Below are 15,720 nucleotides of genomic sequence, written 5' to 3' on the forward strand. Positions count from 1 at the left end.
AAAACAGACTAAACTTTTTTGAACGCGTCAAGTGTGGAATATTTTTGAGTTTTATAGACTTTTACAATATAATCGAAAATTTTATCTCTAAACAGGAAACCTATAATTCCCAAAATTCCCAAACTCGCAACAGCGGGATAAATTCCAAAGAAGTATTTAACGACTGCAAAAACACCCATGGGCAATACCATTTGAGGAATCATCAACAGCATTATTTTCATATTAAAATTATTTCCGCCGGCCCCGAAAGATTTGCTTTTAGAATTCAGGTCGATTGGTTTTTTATTAAAAGCGCCGGCCAGAAGTGTGATATAGGAATTGACGCCCAAATTGTACAGACCTGCCGCAATGACCGTTAAATAAAACTCCCAACTGATGAAAAGATAAGCGGATGCTAAAATAATAGAGACGGAGATTCCAATGATGATCAGCGACCATTTACCTTTTAGATATTCTTTGTAGGGAACATTTTGCGTCATCATAAGTGGATAATAGGAACTGTCCCAACTGGGAACTCTCTGGCCAAACATCAGCATGAAACCGCCTGTCACAAAAATGCCCATAAACAATTGCATAAAACTGTTGTCATACCCTTTCGAGAAGATGAGTAAACCGTAAAACAGAAAGAAGACGCTGGCTGTAAGTGCCGATTTTGCTGCTTTACTTCTTTTGAGCAGACGAATATCATTGTTAATGAAAGTTCCCATCACACCGTATCTGTTAAGAAAATCAATACTTTCTGTTTTACCTTCTGCCTTTTTTAATTCCAAACCTTTGTCCAGATAAAAATTGGTGTAAATCAAACGGTAGGCAAAATATCCGGCAGTGAATGCCATTATGATTGGGATTAAGAAAGCTCCGGTATATTGAAAAAAGCTGTAGAATATTTTTTCTGAATAATGCGAGAGTTCAATCACCTTGAAATATTCCAGGATACCAAACAAAGCCATAAACCCAAATACTGAAATAACAATGATATCCTTCCCATTCAGCAAAATATTGAGGAAATTGTTAAAGTAGAAAATAGCGAAGATCCCAATTGTAAACATAAGGACATGAATCACAGAATATCCACCATCATAAATTAGAAGTCCCGCAAAAGGAAGAAGAAACAGTAAATTTCCCCAATTAAAGAAATTAAACAGCACTTTTACGATCGTATAATTTACCAGTTTTTTCTTCGTAATACCTACGGTGAGAAAGGGTTTTATATTTTGCGTCGGCATTTGCTGCAGAAAGTAGCGAAGTATTAAATCAAACGCCCAGTAATAAATAAAATATTTACAAAAAATAAGTAGTGGATCGGTATGTAATTTTTCCTTCGCCAAAAAGTAAAGCAAGAAAGGCATGGCTACAAACAGAAAGCTGAAATATGCCATTCCAAAAAACATCAAAATTTTCATTCCGAGGTTGGCACCGAACTGTGGATTACGGAAAAAATTCTTGAATTCAAGTTGGATGAGTCTGCGATACATTTTCTTAGATTTATTGATAAGTCTAAAAATAAGAAAAATGTTACAGATATATTATTTCATTAATTCTTTTGCTTGCGAAACAGCAGCTTCCGTGATTTTACTTCCGGAAAGAAGTTGGGCGATTTCCTGCAGTTTTTCTTCTTGATTAAGAGAAATAATGGTGGACTGGGTTTTGCCGGCAACCTCTCTTTTAATGACTTTGTAATTGTTGTTTCCTTTTGCAGCAACCTGTGCAAGGTGACTGATGACGATGAGTTGCATGTTCTTGGACATTTCTTTCATCACATTCCCGATTTCTTCCGCCACTTTCCCCGAAACTCCGGTATCAATTTCATCCAGAATTAAAGTCGGTAATTCAGAATTTTCAGCCATCAATTTTTTAATGGAAAGCATAACGCGGGAACGTTCACCACCAGAAATAGCGGTTTGAATGGGTTTCAAAGGGAAACCGGAATTCGCCTGAAACATCAAAGCAATATTTTCTTTTCCGAAATGATGAAAATTTTCCGTATCTGTAAGTTGAACTTCAATTTTCGCTTTCTCTAAACCTAACTGATTCAGCAATTTTTCCGTTTTCTTAATAAAACTTGGGATTGCCTTTTTTCGGTTATCAGATAATTGAATCGCCAGCTTTTTTAAATGTTCAGACGCAGTTTCTATTTTCTTTTCTGTTTGGTCGATCAACAGCTCCAGCTCTGCAAAACTGTTCTGTTCGTTCTGAATTTTATCGCGAATGGCAATTAATTCCTCCACAGAATTTACTTTGTGTTTTAGAAATAGAGAATTAATCTTGTTGAGTTGCGAAGACAAGTCGGAAAGAACTTCAGGGCTGGTTTCCATTTTGTCGGCTTCATTCTGCAATTCAAAAAGAAGATCTTTAAATTCTACAAAATTCTCCTCGAACCGTTGATTCAATTCGGTGTACTCATGAGACAATGAAGCCACTTTTGACAGCTTACTCTTCACGTCGAGTAACGAATCGAGAACGCCGATTTCTTCCTGATCCATTTTCTTAAAAATCAAAGAAAGATTTTCGATAATGGTTTCTGCATTTTCCTGTTTGCTCAGTTGATTCTGAACATCTTCCAAATCAAATACATCCAAATTGACTTCAAGTAATTCCTCTAATAAAAATACTTTGTAATCGTTTTCTTTATTGCCCTCTGACAGTTGTTTTTTATATTGCTCAAGTTCTCTAACTAACGTTTTATAAGCCAAAAACTCTTGTTGATAACTGATAATCAGGGTCTTGTTTTTCGATAGCCCATCAATCATGCGAAATTGATATTCTTCCTCAAACAGATTTGAAGTCTCGAACTGGGAATGAATGTCAATCAATCTTTCAGAAAGTTTCTTTAATGTTTCAAGAGTTACAGGAACATCGTTTACAAAAGCTCTGGATTTTCCGGTAGGTAGAATTTCCCGGCGAATAACGGTATTAAGCTCAAAATCCAGATCGTTTTCTTCAAAAAAATCTTTAAAATTTTCATGAACTATAAATTCGGCTTCCACGATACTTTTCGTTTCCGTGCTCTGAATGGATTTAGTATCAGCTCTCTCACCCAAAATCAAACGCAGTGCGCCCAAAATGATGGATTTTCCCGCACCAGTTTCTCCCGTAATAACTTGTAAACCTTTGTTTAAAGTAATTTCGAGTGAATCTATAAGCGCGAAGTTTTGAATGAAAATTCGTGAAAGCATATTTTTAAAAAATCTGTTATGAAATTTGACCGCTGAATTTCAGTCTGCAAATTTAAGACTTTAAAAGACATTATGAAATAAAAGTGATAACGAAGAGAGCCACAATAATGCCATTATACGAAGATCTAAGCTTTATTTATCGTACGGTTTCTCTTCCCTTAAAATAGGGGAAAAATTATTTCCATTTATTCCACTTGGTTTCGATATCTTTTGGAGATAAAACAGTAAATAACGCTTTTAAATCGGCCATATTCACATTGGCATTATTTCCGGAATTAAAGATGTCGAAAATTTCCTGTTTTTTCGTGTCTATAAAAATATTCACCGGATAATTCATCTGGAAACTATTCTCGTATGTTTTTAACTGCATTAAAGCATCCGCGATAATTTTTTTACCGGATGACTGATCCTGTTTTCCCAGATTGTCTAAACCTGCGCGGTGATAAGTATAGTAAAGATTTCGAAGCGTACTCTGTTCCGGTTTGAGCATATTGTCGATCAAAGCTGCTCTGGTTCTTGGCCCTTCAATGAGCGACCAACCGGCGTAATTTTGATTTTGTGCGTTATTGGATATTTTTAATGCTTTCTCGAAAAAAGGTTGTCCGCCGCGCACTTTAAAACTGTCCGCATCGTAGCCTAAAATAGTGTAGACATAAAAACTGATGACATCAATTAAATTTTTACCCGAAAACTGTCGGTCATTAAAAACTAAATTTTCGTTTTCCGTATAATCGAAACTAAAATTGGTGTCATTAAGATTTAAAAGTGGCGTTTCATAGGTGGTATTAAAAACCGGTCGAACGGCCTGTACAACGATACTTGCTTTGTAATTACTGCTTCCCGCTTTCTCATTGATGACGATTGCAAAATTACATTTGATCTTTTCGAAATTCTGTAATTTTTTTCCGGTCCAACTCGTATTATTAATAAAATCCCGTAAGTTTTTTTCTAAAGTTTTATAAACCTGCGTATTACTGCCGCCTAACTGTTGGCTATTGACTTGCACTGTTGCCAGCAATTCCTGGGCAAAACTCAATTGAAAGGAAAAAATAAGGAGGAATATGGTAAAAGATTTCTTCATTGTAAGGATAAAATTTGAAAACGGAAATTTAGGGATATTATTTTAAAATCTGTTCTTCGACAAAATTTAAAATATCTTTGGCGACTTCAGTTTTAGATTTCAAAGAAAATTCTGTGAGACTCGATTCTGTAATGATTTTAATTTTGTTTGTTCCGCCTTTGAAACCAGCTCCTTCGTCCCTCAAAGAATTGAGAACGATCATATTTAGATTTTTTTTCTTTAATTTTCCCTTGGCATTTTCCTCTTCATTTTGAGTTTCTAATGCGAAACCTACGAGAAACTGTTTTGTTTTTCGCTCGCCCATGGTTTTTAAAATGTCCGGATTTTTAACGAGTTCAATTGTCAATGAATCATCGTTCTTTTTTATTTTTTCTTGGGCAATTTCTTTTGGAGCGTAATCCGCAACGGCAGCACTTGCAATAGCAATATCTGCGTTTTCATAGTTTTCAAAAACCTTGTCAAACATTTCTTTGGCCGAAACAACCCGGTGTAGTTGGATGTTCTGATTGTTTGTTTTCTCGGCACTTGGTCCTGAAATTAATATCACCTGAGCTCCGCGATTTGCAGCCTCTTCTGCCAGAGAATATCCCATCTTTCCCGAAGAATGATTGCCAATAAACCGCACAGGATCAAGCGCTTCATAGGTTGGTCCAGCTGTAATTAAAACGGTTTTCCCTTTTAAACTTTGAGTCGACTGAAAAAAATCTTCAATAACTTTGGAAATATTTTCTGGTTCCGCCATTCTTCCTACACCGGATAATCCGCTGGCCAGTTCGCCCTCTTCGGCAGGAATAATATGATGACCAAAATCCGCTGCTAATTCCAGATTCTGTTGTGTTGAGGGATGTTTATACATATCCAAATCCATTGCGGGAGCAATAAATACAGGACATTTCGCAGACATGTAGGTTGCGAGTACTAAATTGTCGCACGTCCCATGAACCATTTTCGACAGGGTATTCGCAGTGCAGGGAGCCATTATAATAACATCGGCCCAAATTGCCAGTTCTACATGATTGTTCCAGGTGCCGTTTTCCGAATAGAAATCGCTGTAAACTGGATTTTTTGACAAAGTGGAAAGGGTGAGTTTAGAAACGAACTGCTCGGCGGGAGGTGTCATTAAGACCTGAACTTCTGCGTCTTTTTTTATAAAATCTCTGATGAGGTAATTGATTTTGTATGCGGCAATTCCGCCGGAAATACAGATGAGAATTTTCTTACCCTGAAGTTTCATTGATTTAAATTTAAAAGTTGAACGAATTTACTTAAAATTTCGGTAATGCAAGGATCTCTAAAAAGACAAAAGTCACAAAACAAAGATGTTCTGCGACTTTTATAATAATTAAAGAAATAAATAATTAGTTTTTTTCCTCAGTTTTTCTATAGTAGATCTCATCGTCTAACCATTCTTGAATTGCAATTGAAGTTGGTTTCGGAAGTTTTTCGTAATGTTTAGAGATCTCGATTTGTTCCTTGTTTTCGAATACTTCTTCCAAGGTTGAATTGTGCACAGCAAATTCATCTAATTTATTATGAAGTTCAGAACGGATTTCAGCATTGATTTGCTCTGCTCTTTTACCCATTACGACGATCGCTTCGTAGATAGAACTTACATTCTGCTCGATTTTATCTCTATCGTAAGTTATGGTACTTAATTCGGCTTTAGAATCTTTTACGCTCATTTTCAGTTGGTTGTTATAATTGGAGTTTGCAAATGTACGGATTATCTTTGGATTGGGAAAGTTGCTGCGGGCGCAGGTGTTGCCAAGGCGGCACTGTCTCTGCTCGTTTGATCTGCTTTTTTTGCAGCATCGCGCTGGTCTTTCTCCATATTAAATTTTGCTTCAGCTTCCATTTGTCTGTCGGTCAGCTCTTTTTTACGGGCTTCTACTTTTTTCTCAACTTCGGCAAAATTTTCTTTCTCTTTGGTTAACTTATTTCTCAAATCTAAAGCTGTTTTAGATAAATCACTATTCGGAAGCTCGCGTTCGATGAGTTTAGTGTAAGCCAAAGCATTTTCGATACGATCTTTTTTCAATTCATAAACTGAGTTCATGGCCAGTTCATATTTTGATTTCAAAATGTAATCGTATATTTTACTACGCAATTTTGTACTTGGGAAATCGTCTAAAACATTTTCAAAAGAAGTACTTGCGGCTTTGTATTCAGCCATTTTGAAGTATTGCTTTGCATTTTCATACGCTTTGAATTCCAATTTGTATGTCAGCTCATCTATAAGTTCATTAATATTCTTAGATTTCTCCGAGTCGGGATAATTGTTTAAGAAATTCTGAAGTTCATTGATTGCCAGGTCAGTACTTGTTTGATCCAAATTGTAATCCATGCTGCCTTCATAATAACACAAAGCCGACATATAGGCAGCATCTTCTGCGCGCTTATCTTGTGGAAATGTTACCGAAAAGTTTTTAAACTGGTGCCCTGCTAATTTGTAGTTTTTATCATAATAGTTAGCATAAGCCGAATTGTACACAACATCAGGTGCGTCATCGGTCCCAGCAACTAAGTTCGAAAGTCTTTCGTACAAAGCCAAAGCATCTTTCCACTTTTTCTTCGCGAAGTTCTCGTTGGCGACTTTTAAGATATAATCTTTATCTGCACTTTTCATTGCCAAGTCTTGTTGCTTGTTACAGGCGGCTAATGCAAAATATGCCAGAAGGATAATCAAATATTTTTTCATAAATAAAATATTGCAGGAATTACTTTATTAATAATTTCTGCGGTTCAGTTTGCAAAAATATAACTTTTTTATCAATAGATTTTTTTTTATGATAATTTAACTAATTTATTAATCGGTTTGATAGCCGATCAGCGAAAAAACGGTTACTAAAAGGTTCGCTAATACTTTTTTCTCCGCTTCTTCCAAATAATTTTCCTCTTTTCCGGAAACGTATAATTCGTAAAAATTTTTATTTCTAATGACGAAAAGTGAAGAGCCTACAATTAAAGTAAGAATGTCTTCAGGTTTAGGAGCATTTGTGAAAGCCCCCGACGCGACTCCTTTTTTTATGACATCATCAATTTTGGAGGTAAAAGTTCTGTAGAACTCCAGCAGATCTTCTTTTAAATGTTCCGTATGTCGAAGTTCCTGCGTCACAAACCCATGAAAATAATTAAATTTAAATAATTGATTCACCACATACTTGATCAGTTCTTTCATCTGCATTTCCGGCTTTCCTTCTCTGATGATCTCTGCAAATTCTGCAAAACTCTCCCGTGTTTTTTGCACGCGGTAGCGATAGAGGTAAGACATCATTTTCTCTTTTGAGCCAAAATAGTAGGAAATCATGGCAACATTAATATTCGCCTGGGCCGAAATATCACGCACCGATGTTCCCTCAAAACCTTTTTTAGCAATCAGTTTTTCGGCAACGTTGAGTATATGAATTTGTTTTTCAGTAAATTTTTTCTTCATAGGTGATGTAGTTTTTAGTAAAGTTAAAGAAAATAAAAGACAATTTAAAACAAATGTTTAATCGCAGATGAGCACTTTTTAGTTATTTTTGAGGATGACTTATTTCGATTTCCACCATCACCATATCCAAAGAGAAAACGGAATTTATAATTTAAGATTTAATGAAACCGTGCCTTTTGGTTTATTTTCGGCTGGAATTCATCCAAATGATGCAGGTTGGAATATTCCCAATCAATTTGATTGGCTGGAAGAAATTTCGAAACATAAAAATTGTGTAGCTATTGGCGAATGTGGTTTAGATGGACTTATTGATGTTAATAATTCCATACAGGAAGATGTTTTTAACCGTCAGATCGAATTAGCCAACGAAAGAAATAAACCTTTAATTATTCATTGTGTCCGCCGCTTTTCCCAATTGATTCCTTTAAAAAAGAAAGCAAAAGTCCCCATGATTGTGCATGGTTTTAACAAGAGGAAAACGGTGGGTGAAGAATTGCAGAAACACCAATTTTACTTAAGTTTTGGAAAAACAGTGTTGCATCATGTAAATTTGCAGCAGTTTGTAAAAGATTTTCCGTTAGAAAAATTATTTCTGGAAACCGATGATGACGATTTTAATCTCCAGGAGCTTTATCAAAAAGTGGCGGAATTAAAAGGAATAACGATCGAAGAACTTCAAGAAAAAATGAAGGAAAATCTGAAAATTTTTAATATTTCAACTGTATTATGAAAAAAGACTGGCTCGAAAGAACAGAATTATTGATCAAAGAAGAAGGCCTGGAAAAATTACGAGATGCAAATCTTTTAGTAGTAGGTCTGGGCGGTGTGGGTTCTTTTGCAGCAGAATTTTTGGCGCGGGCAGGCGTGGGAAAAATGACCATTGTAGATGGGGATACTGTTGATTTAACCAATATCAATCGCCAACTCCCTGCGCTTCACTCTACCTTGGGGAAATCTAAAGTAGATGTGGTTGGCGACCGACTTTTAGATATCAATCCAGATTTAAAATTGACGCGACTCAACCAATTTTTAAATCCTGAAGATATGGCTGCCATTTTTGAGGTGGAATCTTTCGACTACGTTCTGGATTGCATTGACAGTGTTTCCCCAAAAGTGACACTCATCTTAAATGCCCGCCGCCGAAAAGTGAAAGTTGTGAGCTGCATGGGTGCGGGTGGAAAAATGGATCCTTCGAAAGTTCTCGTCCGCGATATTCACAAAACACAAAGCTGCCATCTTGCTAAGCAGGTTCGTAAACGTTTGAAAAAAGAAGGGATCGATAAAGGCGTTCGTTGCGTTTTTTCTACTGAAATACAGAATGAAAACAGCTTAAAACTGACCGATGGAACCAACTTTAAAAAATCTTTTTACGGCACCATTAGTTATATACCGGCGATTTTTGGTCTTTACGCCGCCGCAGAAGTCATTAATTATTTAATAAAAAAAGATGAGTGATTTCAAACTTCCGAAGCACGAAAAACTAAAACAAAAAAAAGAAATTGGGTTGCTTTTTGAAAAAGGGAAGTGGAAAACCTATGAAAATGTAAGAATAATCACTCTTAATTTAGATAAAAAACCACAGGACGGTTTCTCTTTTGACAATCAAAAGATTGGTGTTTCTGTGTCGAAAAAGCATTTTAAAAGAGCGCATGACCGCAATCGAATTAAAAGATTATTACGGGAATGTTACCGATTGAATAAAGATCTTTTCACTGAAAAATTTGGGACAAACTCACTAACAATGGTTTTCTGGATTTCTAAAGAAATGCCGGCACATTTTAAAGTTGTAGAAGAAAATTTCTTAAAGCTTTGTGAATCAGTGAAATAAATTCGGTAAATTTTCAATCCTTTTTGTAAATTTGAATCAGCAATAATTTTTAAACTCCAAAATAATGCTTGACAATATACCCTATTTGCCTTACGTTCTCAGTGCTTTCATGGGAATTGGATTGGCCGCCGCAACAGGATTTCGTGTCTTCCTGCCTATGTTTGCCGTAAGTTTGGCTTCGTATATGGGCTGGATTCCGATGAATGACAGTTTTCACTGGCTTGCCGGTTTACCTGTTTTAATTACAACCGGAATTGCAACTGTCGTAGAGATTATGGCCTATTACATTCCGTTCGTCGATCATCTTTTAGATACCATGTCGATTCCTTTGGCTACGATTGCCGGTTCGGTGATGTTCGCGAGTCAGTTCGCAGATGTGGGAACTTTTCCACAATGGGCTTTGGCGCTCATTGCGGGTGGCGGGACCGCAGCTGCGATCAGTTCAGGTTTTGCCGGAACACGTGCAGCTTCTACTGCCACGACCGGTGGTTTGGGAAATTCTGTAGTGGCAACAACAGAAACTGCAGGTGCGGGAATAATGTCGGTTCTTGCAATGGCAGCACCCATCATTGCTTTTATTGCAACGATCATCTTAGTGATTGCGGTTCTTTTTCTGGGACGAAAACTCTGGCGTAAGTTTAAAGGATTCAACAGCAATAAACCTGCAAAAATAATTGATGTTGAAGCAATTGACCGAAAACATCTGGAATAAAATAACCCACTGAATTGCAGTGGGTTTCTTTTTATTTATTTTGACGTAATTCCTTGATCTCCTTTATTTTATCTTTAAAATATTTTTCCTTGGACGGATGTTTTTCTGAAAGCAGTCCAAAAGCTTTGATGGCTTTCGCATACAGCTTCTGTTCGATATAAAGGTTCGCTAAAGTTTCGGTCATTAAGTGGGAAATATCATCGTTTCTTTCTCTGATAACAAAGTCCGATTCCTCTTTCAGCTTTGAAATTCTCGGTTCTTTCTCGATGAAATTTTCAATGACTTTGTTCTTGATCTCTGTAATAGAAATTTCACTTTTATTATTTTCCGTTTCTTTTGAACGGTCAATTTTCAGCCAGTTTTGCCAGGTATTAATAAACGTGGGAACATTACTTTCATCAGATTCCTCCACGATGTTTTGGTCTGTTTTATCTGTGCTTTTTTCCTCCTTTTTTTCTTTGGTTAAAGGAGATACATTTTGCGTAAAGAAGGACACATTAAACGCCGGCCGTTCTGTTGGTACTTCTTCCTCTTTTTTATCATCAGCAGGAATATTTACTTTTTCAACATCTTTATTTTCAGCGGGAATTTCCTCTGTTTTTTTAGAAATTAAAGCATCAGGTATGTTGGCAGAAAAGGACATCGGCTTCCAGTCTGTTTTATGCTCTTCTGCCTTACGTTCCTCAATATGAGTCTTTTCTGCTTCTTTTTCTATCGGTTTTTCAACGCTCTCTTCTACAGTCTTTTTTGGAAGTTCTTCTTCGGTAACAGTTTCTGCTTCCACTTTTTCTGCTTCTTTTTCTATCGCTTTCTCAACGTTCTCTTCTACAGTATTTTTTGGAAGTTCTTCCTCGGTAACAGTTTCTGCTTCTTTTTCTGCCGGTTTTTCTTCTGATTCCGAAAGATCAAAATTTTGGGTTTCCGAAAAGTTGACCTCAGCACTTTTTAGAGATTCGTCCTCCTCTTTTACCGCCGTTTTTTTAGACGCTTTCATCTTTGCTTCTACCTCCGCAATCAGTCGGTTCATTTCCTCTTCATGCTTGTTAAAGCTTTGTTTGGGAGGTTGCTGAAGCTCAGGTTTTTGTTTAACTGGTGTAATTTTAACCTCAGGCAAGAAATCGGCTGTAGCATGAAAACTTAGTTCTGCCGAATTTTCAATCACTTCCTGATCATCTGATAATGCTTCCTCTTTAATAATTTTTTCTTTGCTAAAGTTTTCCGCATCGGGCGATTCTGCAAATTTTGAAACCTGATCAGGATTTTCGGATTCCGCTTCTACTTTTATTTCGGGTAAAAATTCTTCTACTTCTTGAAAACTAATATCGGTTGGTTTTTCGGCGATCTCTTTTTCATCTTCAATTCGGTTAACTTCAATAATTTCTTCTTTACTAAAGTTTTCCGCATTTGGAGTTTCTGAGAATTTGTCATCTTCCCTATCGCTGATTGGAGAATCTACTTCATCACTTTCTTCCGGCAAATTAATTTCGGTTGCCCGCTCTGCAATTGTTTGATCCTCAACTCCCGGGTTTTCTTTGATAATCTCTTCTTTAAGCGAACTGTGAGCCTCGGAATCGTTGGATAAGTTTTGTATTTCTTCTACATGCGCAACAGATTGAATTTCCTCCGCAGGTTTCTGGGTAACGATCTGGCCCGATTCTATAGTGGATTCCAAATCGATGATTTCGGTTTCTCTTTCCAGAAAATCTTCTTCCCCTTCAAATAAAATTCGGTTCAGTTCCCCATTTACGTAAACTGGTTTTGGCGCTTCTACCGGATCTGATTTGACTTTAACAAATTTGGTTTCCGGAGTTTCTTCCACTTTTTCCGGAACAGACTCTGCTGGGGTTTCTTTTTCGGATTCCTTTATCGGTGTTTCCACCTCCTTTTTTGAAGGAGAATTAATGAGTTGATATAAAATCTTTTTATCAGTCGTGTATGCTGCTGTTACCGAAAGTTCATTCGTGTAATTTTCCGGCATTAAGCGATGCGTTCCCAACAAATATAAAGCCCGCAAGCTTTGCATATAGGGATTTTTCTTTATCTCGGTATTGATTATTTCCAAATCTTTGATCTGGAATAATTCGGGTTTTTTTGCTAATTCTAAAATTCTTCCGTTCATCTTACCAGTTGGCTACAATATCATTAAAAATTTTATTGATGATTCTTTCGTTCACCAGTTTTACCTGCGATGCTTCAATCGTGTTGATGTCTAAATCACTACTGAAAACGGCTTCATCAGAATACGTTCTGTCGAAACTTTTGTCAGGCTCTATTTTATTTTCGTAATGAACTTTCACTACGATCGTCAGTTTATTCTGTGCCGCCTGAATATTTCCACCGGGCGCATTTACGGAACTCGATATCGTCGTCGGCGTAATGGAATAATCTACAATTTCTCCTTCGATTAAAATATCGGGATTTTCTTTGCTGCCTTTTAAGGTCGTTCTTTGCAAAAACCTATTTTGAATCGCAGTTGAAAATTCCTGTGACAGACTCGCATTCATTAATGGTGCGTTATTCGGAAAATCACGTATTTCTATGGTTTTGGTTTCGGGACTTAATGAAGATCCTGTAAAACTATAGCACGATGTGGAAAGCGATAAAGAAAAAAAGCCAAGTAAAAAGAGCGCAATTAAACGCATATTTTTGGTTTGTAATCTGAAATCTGCCGTTTGAAATCTCTTCATTACTCTTCTAAATTATATTGTTTAATTTTTCGGTAAAGGGTTCTTTGCGAAATCCCAAGCTCGTCTGCTGCTTTGTTCCTTCTGCCTTTGTGCTTTTCTAAAGCTTTGACGATCAGTTCTCTTTCATTGTTTTGTAAGGAGAGTGAATCTGCTTTTGTTTCCTCGATTTCAATATCTTCTACATCATCATAATTCTCATCAGAATTAGAAATGACTGCGGAATTCTGATATGGATTCTGATTTTGATTTTCGAAATATAAGAGAGAGTTGGGGCTTTGAACCTGTGTTTCGGGAGTGAAGACACGGTTGATTAAATTCTTTTCCTGGTGGCTAAGATCATTATTTCCGCGGTTTTTTATCAATTCTGAAGTGAGAGATTTTAGATCATTCAGATCATTTCTCATGTCGAAAAGGATTTTGTACATGATTTCTCTTTCAGAATTAAAATCGCTCGAAGAAATTCCTCCGCCTTTCTGAATCACCGCCGGGAGCTGATTCTGCATCGGAATATATTCTGATAATTTCACTGCATTTACGGATCTTTCCTGTTCTACAACCGTCATCTGTTCCACCAAATTTCGCAACTGACGAACATTTCCCGGGAAGGGGTAGTTTTCTAAATACTGAATGGCGTCGTCAGTTAAAACCAATTCCGGCATTCTATATTTTTCTGCAAAGTCGATCGCAAATTTCCGGAAGAGCAAATGAATATCTCCTTTTCTGTCGCGCAATGCCGGCATATCGATTTGCACGGTATTCAGTCGATAATATAGATCTTCCCGAAATCGACCATCATTAATCGCATTGAGCATATTTACGTTGGTTGCGGCAACAATTCTCACATTTGTTTTTTGAACCTGAGAAGAGCCCACTTTCATAAACTCTCCACTTTCTAAGACACGCAGCAAACGAACCTGTGTTTGTATCGGTAATTCCCCCACTTCATCTAAAAAGATTGTTCCGCCATCTGCCACTTCAAAATATCCTTTTCGGGTAGAAGTTGCGCCTGTAAAAGCACCTTTTTCGTGACCAAATAATTCGGAATCAATTGTTCCTTCCGGTATTGCACCACAGTTTACAACAATATAAGGTTGATGCTTTCTTCTGGATTCGCCGTGGATAATTTTAGGAATAAATTCTTTTCCAACCCCGCTTTCTCCCATGACCAATACCGAAATATCAGTGGGCGCGACCTGAATTGCTTTTTGTAAAGCACGATTAAGCACCGGATAATTTCCGATAATTCCGAAGCGTGTTTTTATGGATTGTAAGTCTGTCATTTTTTTTATTTAAAGATTAGTAATTTAAATTTTACAGTTCCTCCATTTGGATTCTGTAAACTTTGTTCAGATGATGCGTGTAACCATCGTTCATGGTTTTGCCTTCATCGTAGCTTTTTAAGGCCATCATTTTTAAATCTAAATAATCTTTGTTTCTAATTTTTGCAACTTTACTTTTGTAATAAATATTTTCAGCAAAATTATTGTATCTGCTTTGTTTTTCGAAATTTTCTAAAGCTTGATCATATTTTCCTAAATCAAAGTAAGCGACGCCCAATTGATAATAATCATAAAAACCAACGATGTGGTCTGTTTTTGCCAGTTGATCTTCGAAAATAGAAATTGCTTTTTCTTTCTGTCCTAAGGCTGAATAGCACAGGGCCTTTGCAATATGCAATTCGTAATCGCCATTTGTAGAATATCCCAGATATCCATCCTGGTAAAGTTTCTCTAAAGCTTCAAGGTCTGCAATTGCACCTTTATAATCTCTAAGAAATTGAAATTTACACCAACCTCGATATCCTAAATGAGACTTGGGATCTAATTCAACGGCTTTATCAATGAGCTTTTTCCATTCTATAAAATCGCCTCTTTTTAAATAAGGAACAGATTTTTCCACGTAAATATCTGAAAAAGTAGGACACAATGAAAGTGCTTCGTCCAGATTTTCCTGAGATTCCCGGGAGCCTTGAGAGGAAGGTCTGTTGAAAATTTCGCACGCTTTTTTACACTTTTCCCCTACCATAGCGTTACAGTTTACCTGTGCCTGTAAATTGGTATAGATTACAAGTATAAAAATACTAAGGAAGTATTTCGGAAACTTTTCCATTCTCTATTTTAAAGGTTAAATATTGATAATAATTTATTTTCACACCTAGATATTCTTTCGGAATCCAGGCGTTAAGCTTTTTTGAAAATTCTAAAATATCATGGGTGAATTTTTTATCAAAAGTGAATTTCTCATAATTTTGATTCATCTCCTGAATCCTGAACATCCCGGTTTTTCCTGCGCAATTCACAACAAAACGGATGGTAATATAACCGTTACTGCTATTGGTGTCGCGTAAATTTAATGTTTTTAATTCTCGTTCTATTTTAATTTTTTCGCCTAAATATTGAACTCCTTTAGAATCATTATAATATTGAAAAGACAGGTCTTGTGGCCAACATTTTTTAAATTCAGCTTCATCTACATTCTCATCAAAAACGATATCTCCAATTTGAGCCGGATATTTTGATATCCTATTTTTTTCTGCCTGACAATTTATAAAAAGAGGAAGCAGCAAAATGAAGCCAATTAAATTTCTCATTACTATTTTTAAAACTTTCTTCCGTGCATTTTACAACACTTCCGAAACGGTATTCATCAGTGATGAGTTTTGTAAATCTTTCATTTAAAAATAACTCTTGTTTTATGCTGTCACTGCAGCCCGACTTGAACGGAGCTCTTTTTAATTCGTGACTGCGCTTGTCGAAGTCACCAATTAAAAAAGCGGGAGTGGAAGGCGGAATTGTCTGCCCAA

At 36.5% G+C, this 15,720-nt stretch carries 16 protein-coding genes; 4 read left to right on the plus strand and 12 right to left on the minus strand.

The window, feature by feature from the left end; all coding sequences use genetic code 11:
* Window positions 1-8 precede the first annotated feature (8 nt).
* From EIB73_RS11045 to EIB73_RS11075, 7 genes are all read right to left on the minus strand, one after another.
* Window positions 9-1,475, minus strand: coding sequence for a DUF5687 family protein (locus EIB73_RS11045; protein WP_125025329.1), 1,467 nt, complete (start codon window positions 1,473-1,475; stop codon window positions 9-11).
* Window positions 1,476-1,526: 51 nt separating this feature from the next.
* Window positions 1,527-3,176 (minus strand): DNA repair protein RecN, encoded by a 1,650-nt coding sequence (locus tag EIB73_RS11050; RefSeq protein WP_125025330.1) that lies wholly within the window; start codon window positions 3,174-3,176, stop codon window positions 1,527-1,529.
* Window positions 3,177-3,351: 175 nt separating this feature from the next.
* On the minus strand, window positions 3,352-4,257 hold the full coding sequence (gene porD, locus EIB73_RS11055) for a type IX secretion system protein PorD (RefSeq protein WP_125025331.1): 906 nt from the start codon (window positions 4,255-4,257) through the stop codon (window positions 3,352-3,354).
* Between the two features lie 37 nt (window positions 4,258-4,294).
* The gene (coaBC, locus tag EIB73_RS11060) at window positions 4,295-5,491 is read right to left on the minus strand and encodes a bifunctional phosphopantothenoylcysteine decarboxylase/phosphopantothenate--cysteine ligase CoaBC (protein WP_125025332.1); all 1,197 of its coding nucleotides are present in this window, start codon (window positions 5,489-5,491) and stop codon (window positions 4,295-4,297) included.
* A gap of 124 nt (window positions 5,492-5,615) precedes the next feature.
* Window positions 5,616-5,939 carry a DNA-directed RNA polymerase subunit omega gene (locus tag EIB73_RS11065; protein ID WP_125025333.1) on the minus strand — a complete coding sequence of 108 codons (324 nt, stop codon included), beginning with the start codon at window positions 5,937-5,939 and terminating at the stop codon, window positions 5,616-5,618.
* 41 nt (window positions 5,940-5,980) lie between these two features.
* Window positions 5,981-6,955 carry an outer membrane protein assembly factor BamD gene (locus tag EIB73_RS11070; protein WP_125025334.1) on the minus strand — a complete coding sequence of 325 codons (975 nt, stop codon included), beginning with the start codon at window positions 6,953-6,955 and terminating at the stop codon, window positions 5,981-5,983.
* A 108-nt stretch (window positions 6,956-7,063) separates the two neighbouring features.
* Window positions 7,064-7,690: a TetR/AcrR family transcriptional regulator gene (locus EIB73_RS11075; protein ID WP_125025335.1), complete on the minus strand. Its 627-nt coding sequence runs from the start codon at window positions 7,688-7,690 to the stop codon at window positions 7,064-7,066.
* 94 nt (window positions 7,691-7,784) lie between these two features.
* On the opposite strand from EIB73_RS11075, the gene EIB73_RS11080 reads away from it, so the two are divergent.
* The 4 genes from EIB73_RS11080 (at window position 7,785) to EIB73_RS11095 (ending at window position 10,230) form a co-directional block, all read left to right on the plus strand.
* A complete protein-coding gene (locus tag EIB73_RS11080) occupies window positions 7,785-8,420 on the plus strand; it encodes a TatD family hydrolase (RefSeq protein ID WP_125025336.1) in 636 nt (211 codons plus the stop codon).
* Window positions 8,417-9,145 (plus strand): tRNA threonylcarbamoyladenosine dehydratase, encoded by a 729-nt coding sequence (locus tag EIB73_RS11085; protein ID WP_125025337.1) that lies wholly within the window; start codon window positions 8,417-8,419, stop codon window positions 9,143-9,145. The genes EIB73_RS11080 and EIB73_RS11085 overlap by 4 nt, the downstream gene beginning before the upstream one ends.
* Window positions 9,138-9,518 carry a ribonuclease P protein component gene (gene rnpA / locus EIB73_RS11090; RefSeq protein WP_125025338.1) on the plus strand — a complete coding sequence of 127 codons (381 nt, stop codon included), beginning with the start codon at window positions 9,138-9,140 and terminating at the stop codon, window positions 9,516-9,518. The genes EIB73_RS11085 and rnpA overlap by 8 nt, the downstream gene beginning before the upstream one ends.
* 64 nt (window positions 9,519-9,582) lie before the next feature.
* On the plus strand, window positions 9,583-10,230 hold the full coding sequence (locus EIB73_RS11095) for a DUF4126 domain-containing protein (protein ID WP_125025339.1): 648 nt from the start codon (window positions 9,583-9,585) through the stop codon (window positions 10,228-10,230).
* Between the two features lie 31 nt (window positions 10,231-10,261).
* On the opposite strand, the gene EIB73_RS11100 is transcribed toward EIB73_RS11095, so the two are convergent.
* The 5 genes from EIB73_RS11100 to EIB73_RS11120 are packed head-to-tail and all read right to left on the minus strand — an operon-like array spanning window position 10,262 to window position 15,507.
* A complete protein-coding gene (locus tag EIB73_RS11100) occupies window positions 10,262-12,349 on the minus strand; it encodes a hypothetical protein (RefSeq protein WP_125025340.1) in 2,088 nt (695 codons plus the stop codon).
* A 1-nt stretch (window position 12,350) separates the two neighbouring features.
* Window positions 12,351-12,872 (minus strand): LptE family protein, encoded by a 522-nt coding sequence (locus EIB73_RS11105; protein ID WP_125026105.1) that lies wholly within the window; start codon window positions 12,870-12,872, stop codon window positions 12,351-12,353.
* Between the two features lie 44 nt (window positions 12,873-12,916).
* Window positions 12,917-14,197: a sigma-54 interaction domain-containing protein gene (locus EIB73_RS11110; protein WP_125025341.1), complete on the minus strand. Its 1,281-nt coding sequence runs from the start codon at window positions 14,195-14,197 to the stop codon at window positions 12,917-12,919.
* Window positions 14,198-14,228: 31 nt separating this feature from the next.
* A complete protein-coding gene (locus EIB73_RS11115; protein ID WP_125025342.1) occupies window positions 14,229-15,026 on the minus strand; it encodes a tetratricopeptide repeat protein in 798 nt (265 codons plus the stop codon).
* Window positions 14,998-15,507 (minus strand): hypothetical protein, encoded by a 510-nt coding sequence (locus EIB73_RS11120; protein WP_125025343.1) that lies wholly within the window; start codon window positions 15,505-15,507, stop codon window positions 14,998-15,000. The genes EIB73_RS11115 and EIB73_RS11120 overlap by 29 nt, the downstream gene beginning before the upstream one ends.
* Window positions 15,508-15,720 lie beyond the last annotated feature (213 nt).

This window comes from Kaistella carnis, from assembly GCF_003860585.1.
Classification (GTDB): Bacteria; Bacteroidota; Bacteroidia; order Flavobacteriales; family Weeksellaceae; genus Kaistella; species Kaistella carnis.

Bases quoted from the DNA above. Each gene is read 5' to 3' on its own strand.
- coaBC (WP_125025332.1), bottom strand. From the start codon at position 5,491: ATGAAACTTCAGGGTAAGAAAATTCTCATCTGTATTTCCGGCGGAATT.
- rnpA (WP_125025338.1), top strand. From the start codon at position 9,138: ATGAGTGATTTCAAACTTCCGAAGCACGAAAAACTAAAACAAAAAAAA.
- EIB73_RS11120 (WP_125025343.1), bottom strand. From the start codon at position 15,507: ATGAGAAATTTAATTGGCTTCATTTTGCTGCTTCCTCTTTTTATAAAT.
- EIB73_RS11085 (WP_125025337.1), top strand. From the start codon at position 8,417: ATGAAAAAAGACTGGCTCGAAAGAACAGAATTATTGATCAAAGAAGAA.
- EIB73_RS11095 (WP_125025339.1), top strand. From the start codon at position 9,583: ATGCTTGACAATATACCCTATTTGCCTTACGTTCTCAGTGCTTTCATG.
- EIB73_RS11065 (WP_125025333.1), bottom strand. From the start codon at position 5,939: ATGAGCGTAAAAGATTCTAAAGCCGAATTAAGTACCATAACTTACGAT.
- EIB73_RS11105 (WP_125026105.1), bottom strand. From the start codon at position 12,872: ATGCGTTTAATTGCGCTCTTTTTACTTGGCTTTTTTTCTTTATCGCTT.
- EIB73_RS11115 (WP_125025342.1), bottom strand. From the start codon at position 15,026: ATGGAAAAGTTTCCGAAATACTTCCTTAGTATTTTTATACTTGTAATC.
- porD (WP_125025331.1), bottom strand. From the start codon at position 4,257: ATGAAGAAATCTTTTACCATATTCCTCCTTATTTTTTCCTTTCAATTG.
- EIB73_RS11050 (WP_125025330.1), bottom strand. From the start codon at position 3,176: ATGCTTTCACGAATTTTCATTCAAAACTTCGCGCTTATAGATTCACTC.
- EIB73_RS11075 (WP_125025335.1), bottom strand. From the start codon at position 7,690: ATGAAGAAAAAATTTACTGAAAAACAAATTCATATACTCAACGTTGCC.
- EIB73_RS11110 (WP_125025341.1), bottom strand. From the start codon at position 14,197: ATGACAGACTTACAATCCATAAAAACACGCTTCGGAATTATCGGAAAT.
- EIB73_RS11080 (WP_125025336.1), top strand. From the start codon at position 7,785: ATGACTTATTTCGATTTCCACCATCACCATATCCAAAGAGAAAACGGA.
- EIB73_RS11045 (WP_125025329.1), bottom strand. From the start codon at position 1,475: ATGTATCGCAGACTCATCCAACTTGAATTCAAGAATTTTTTCCGTAAT.
- EIB73_RS11070 (WP_125025334.1), bottom strand. From the start codon at position 6,955: ATGAAAAAATATTTGATTATCCTTCTGGCATATTTTGCATTAGCCGCC.
- EIB73_RS11100 (WP_125025340.1), bottom strand. From the start codon at position 12,349: ATGAACGGAAGAATTTTAGAATTAGCAAAAAAACCCGAATTATTCCAG.